Origin of the sequence: Elioraea sp. Yellowstone (assembly GCF_006704265.1) — a bacterium.
GTDB lineage: Bacteria > Pseudomonadota > Alphaproteobacteria > Acetobacterales > Acetobacteraceae > Elioraea.
The window spans coordinates 1-4,858 of sequence record NZ_VIKA01000202.1 but is presented as its reverse complement, the minus strand read 5'-3'; the positions used below and the strand labels follow the sequence as shown (position 1 = coordinate 4,858).

Here is a 4,858-nt window from a genome sequence, read left to right as displayed (position 1 = left end):
CCGCCTGACACACCGGCCATCACCCGCCGGAGATCGCGATCGGCCGAGCTGCTACACCACTCCCCGGGACACGACCCGGCGGCGCCATCGCATCGCGGTCGTCCTGCTGCAGGCCGAACTCCCCATCAACCACGCTTCCCGCCGCTCCGGTATCCCCCCTCATCGCCGCCTGATGGGCGGACGGGCGCAGCCGCTCGTGCGGTTGCACGATCCGCCCCGGCCACCCCCGCTTCGGTCGGCGTCAGGAAGAGCGTCTGGGCCAGGATCGCCGGATGGGGGGATGCGAACGGGCGACATGCCGGCTCCTTCCTGTCCGTCCCGAGGGGGGGCATGCGGCCGGCTGCCTTGCGTTCGGCGCCGGGCCGCGCCATCTCCCGTCAACCATCCAGCACTTCCCGGACAGCATGAGCGCGCACGACCCGACCGGCTGGCACGGCACCACCATCCTTTGCGTCCGCAAGGCCGGACGCGTCGCCATGGCCGGCGACGGCCAAGTGAGCCTCGGCCAGACCGTGGTGAAGGGAAACGCGCGCAAGGTGCGCCGGATCGGCGGCGGCGCCGTGCTGGCAGGCTTCGCCGGCGCGACCGCCGATGCCTTCACCCTGCTCGAGCGGCTGGAGGCGAAGCTGGAGCGGTTCCCCGCCCAGCTCGAGCGCGCCTGCGTGGAGCTGGCGAAGGACTGGCGCACGGACCGCTATCTGCGCCGGCTCGAGGCGATGATGGCGGTCGCCGACAAGGACCGCTCCTTCCTGCTGACCGGCACCGGCGATGTGCTGGAGCCCGAGGATTCCGTGATCGGCATCGGCTCCGGCGGGAACTATGCGTTGGCCGCGGCGCGGGCGCTGATCGACCGCCAGGACATGGACGCCGAGGCGATCGTGCGCCGGGCGATGGCGATCGCCGCCGAGATCTGCGTGTACACGAACGACAGGCTCACGATCGAAGTGATCTGAAGAAGACCCGGGGGCCGCAAGGCCCCCCGGCCCCCCCCCCCTGAAGGACGCGCCTCCCGGTGGTCGGTGCGCGGCCCCCGACCAACGGGAGGGGGCCTCTCCGGAGGGGGGTCCGGGGGGACCACCGTGGTCCCCCCGGTGCTACGGAGACTTGGATGACCAGCTACTCCCCGCGCGAGATCGTCAGCGAACTCGACCGCTTCATCGTCGGCCAGCACGACGCCAAGCGCGCCGTCGCCATCGCGCTCCGCAACCGCTGGCGGCGCCAGCAGCTCCCCGAGGACCTGCGCGCCGAGGTGCTGCCGAAGAACATCCTGATGATCGGCCCGACCGGCTGCGGCAAGACCGAGATCGCGCGCCGCCTCGCCCGCCTCGCGCAGGCGCCGTTCCTGAAGGTCGAGGCCACCAAGTACACCGAGGTCGGCTATGTCGGCCGCGACGTCGAGAGCATGATCCGCGACCTCACCGAGGTCGCCCTGCAGATGACGCGCGAGCGGCTGCGCAAGGAGGTCGCCGCCAAGGCCGAGCTCGCCGCCGAGGAGCGCCTGCTCACCGCCCTCGTCGGCGAGGGCGCCTCGGCCGAGACGCGCGCCAAGTTCCGCCGCCTGCTGCGCGAGGGCAAGCTCGAGGACAAGGAGGTCGAGATCCAGGTCGCGGACTCGGGCGGCGTGCCGATCGGGGCGATCGACATCCCCGGCATGCCGGGCGCCCAGATGCTCAACATCCAGGAGATGATGGGCAGGATGTTCGGCGGGCGGCAGAAGCCGCGCCGCACCACCATCGCCGAGGCGCGCGGGCTCCTCCACCAGGAAGAATCCGACCGGCTGCTGGACCAGGACCGCGTGCGCCGCGAGGCGATCGAGGCGGTCGAGAACAACGGCATCGTCTTCATCGACGAGATCGACAAGGTCTGCGCCCGCTCCATGGACGGCACGGGGTTCCGCGGCGGCGACGTCAGCCGCGAGGGCGTGCAGCGCGACCTCCTGCCGCTGATCGAGGGCACGACGGTGACCACCAAGCACGGCCCGGTGAAGACCGACCACGTGCTGTTCATCTGCTCGGGCGCGTTCCACCTCGCCAAGCCTTCGGACCTCCTGCCCGAACTGCAGGGCCGCCTGCCGATCCGCGTCGAACTGAAGCCGCTCTCGCGCGACGACCTCAAGCGCATCCTGACCGAACCCGAGGCGAGCCTGATCCGCCAGTACACGGCGCTGATGGCGACCGAGCGCGTGGAGCTGCGCTTCACCGAGGACGCGATCGACGCGCTCGCCGATCTCGCCGCGGCGATCAACGAGCGGGTGGAGAACATCGGCGCGCGGCGGCTGCACACGGTCATGGAGAAGCTGCTCGACGAGATCAGCTTCACGGCGACGGATCGGCCGGGCGAGGCAATCACGGTGGACGCGGCCTATGTGAAGGAGCGGGTCGCGCCGCTCGCCGCGAACGCCGATCTGAGCCGCTTCATCCTGTAGCGGGGTCGGTGACGGGCGCGCTCGCGGCCGCGCCGCGCTACCGCGCCGCGCCGAAGATCGGGTGCTCCACCCGGTCGCCCACGCGAATGCCGAGCCGCTCGGCCGTGCCGGCGGCGAGCTCCAGCGTCGCGCGCACGGGGCCGCGGCTGTCGATCGGTGCGAGACTGTAGGGCACGGTGCGCTCGGCGATCCGGTGCACCCGTCCCTCCTGGGTGATGAACAGCATGTCGAGCGAGGCGATGGTGTTGCGCATCCACATGCTGGACTCGCGCGGGCTGCCCCAGTCGAACAGCATCCCGCCATCCGGCGGCACGGAGGGGCGGAACATCAGCCCCACCGTCTGCTGCTGCGGCGTGCGCGCGACCTCGACGCGGAAGCGGTGGCGCGCCCCGTCGCGCGTGACGATCACGAGATCCTCGAGCGGCTCGATCACCGGCTGCGGGCCGGTCTGCGCCCGGGCGCGCGCGACCGGCAGCGAGGCGGCGAGAAGGGCGACGAGGCGGCGGCGGCGCATGCGCGCCGCTTAGCACAGCCCGCTCACGCGCGCGATCCGGTCAGCCGAAGGGGCGGGCCTCCCAGGCGAGCCCGCCGCGATAGCGCGCCACCACAGCACCCGCATCGTCGAGCGCGAAGAGGTGCAGCCAGCCGTTGTCGGCGAGCGCGCGCAGCCCGTCATGCTTGGCGAGCACGGCGTCGATCGCCGCCACCGGGGCGGCCACGAAGACCGAAAGGCGCAGCGGCTCGTGCATCACGCGCACGCCGTCGTGCACCGACTGGAACGGCAGCCCCGGCCGCAGATCGCCGCCATTGCCGACCACCACCCCGATCCGGCCAGTGACGTTGTGCAGCACCTTGTCGCCGCCGCCGAGCACGGCATTGTCCACGGTCGAGCCGTAGTACTGGAGGTTGATCCAGGAGGCGACGATCACCGGGGCGGTCAGGATGAGCTCCAGCACCGACCCGTCGCGGTCGGCGCGATGGTCGTAGCTGTGCAGGAAGACGCGCCCGTCGAGCGCCACCCCGCGCGTGAGCGCCCGCGGCGCGGCGATGAAGGCGGCATTGCCGGCCAGCCCCCATTCCGGCCGCACCTCGGCCCAGTCCCGGCCGCGCCGGCGCACCGCGCGGTCGAGGCCCGGGCCGGCGCCGATCCCGAGCGCCCCCGCACGCTCCGCCCGCGCCCGCGCGCCCGCCTCGGCCAGGGCGGCGCGCAGCCGCGCGATCCGCGCAGCATGACACGCCGGCAGTCCGTCGGCGAACAGCGTGACGTCGTCGGTGGTGGTGTCGTGCAGCCCGGCGACGAACCAGGTGTCCTCGGGGATCGCGATGCCGCGGCCGGCAAGCCCCGCACGCACCGCCGGGTCGTTCAGCACCGCAGCAGCGATGCGCGCATTGGCCTCGCCCGTGTGGCCCCCGCAGGCGCCGCAGTCGAGCGCCGCCGCATGCGGGTTGTTGGTGGTTCCGGCGCCGTGGCCGACCAGCAGCACGACCGGCGCGAAGCCCTCCGTCAGCGACATCGCGCGCAGCACGGCCTCGGCGGCGTCGATCCGGGCCGCGGTGGCAAGGCCGCTCCGTCCGTGCGGGCCGATGGCGGGTGCGATCGTCGGCGCGTGCGCGGCGAGGAGCGCGGGCGCCGGCGGGGCGAAGGCGGCGCGGGCGAGCTTGGCGCCATAGGCCGCGCCCAGGCTCTCGACGAAGGGGAAGGTCGAGACGATGCCGGAGCGGAACGCCGCCCAGGCGGAGCGGAGGCGCTGCCCGAGTCCGGCCCCGGCCCGCGCCGCCGCCTCGTCCGTGCCGGCGGGAACCGTCTCGCAGATCCGGACCGAGGGGGCGAGCAGCACGGGGCACTGCGCCCGCGGCTGGCCGCCGGCGAAGGGCACGACCTCGACCGCGAAGCCGAAGAAACCCGCGAAGCCCAGGGTCTCCACCCCCGGCGCCGCCGCCTCCAGGGCGCGCCGGAACACCTCGGACCGCACGTCGATGCAGAACACCGCCTGGGCCTCGGCGCGGCCCGGCTGTGCCTCGCGGCGACCGAGCCCGCGGGCGAGACGGCGCTGGAAGGCGATCTCGGCCGCCTCGAGCAGGATCAGGTCGACGGAGCGGTCGGCGTCAGGGGCGGGCGCGGCGTAACGATGCGCGACCGCCTGCCAATGTTCCCGCACCGCGGCCGGCGCGCAGGCAAGAGCGGCCGCCTCCGCCGCCAGCCGTACGGCGAGGAACTCCTCGAGCTCGGCTGAAGCCGAGCCCGCGAGCCGGGCCTGCCAGTCGCGCTGGCCCAGATAGCCCGCCCAGCCGGCAAGATCGGCCAGCGCCCGGTGCATCAGCGCGACGAGGCCGGGCTCCGGCACGCCGAGCGCCGCGCAGGCCGCACGGATCGCCGCGCCGCGCTCCGCAGGCAGGGCTGCGAGGGCGGCGCGGAAGCCGGCGAGCCCGGCG

4 protein-coding genes are annotated in these 4,858 nt (G+C 73.8%); 2 read left to right on the top strand and 2 right to left on the bottom strand.

What is annotated here, in order from left to right; translation table 11 throughout:
- Window positions 1–404 precede the first annotated feature (404 nt).
- Window positions 405–953: an ATP-dependent protease subunit HslV gene (hslV, locus tag FK498_RS17410; protein WP_141856796.1), complete on the top strand. Its 549-nt coding sequence runs from the start codon at window positions 405–407 to the stop codon at window positions 951–953.
- 155 nt (window positions 954–1,108) lie between these two features.
- Window positions 1,109–2,425, top strand: coding sequence for an ATP-dependent protease ATPase subunit HslU (hslU, locus tag FK498_RS17405; RefSeq protein ID WP_141856794.1), 1,317 nt, complete (start codon window positions 1,109–1,111; stop codon window positions 2,423–2,425).
- A 37-nt stretch (window positions 2,426–2,462) separates the two neighbouring features.
- Here the strand turns inward: hslU and FK498_RS17400 are convergent, their stop codons facing one another.
- Complete coding sequence (locus FK498_RS17400) at window positions 2,463–2,939, bottom strand: DUF192 domain-containing protein (protein ID WP_141856792.1); 477 nt, start codon at window positions 2,937–2,939, stop codon at window positions 2,463–2,465.
- A 40-nt stretch (window positions 2,940–2,979) separates the two neighbouring features.
- The coding region (locus FK498_RS17395) for a putative inorganic carbon transporter subunit DabA (RefSeq protein WP_141856790.1) at window positions 2,980–4,858 on the bottom strand (1,879 nt) is incomplete at its 5' end.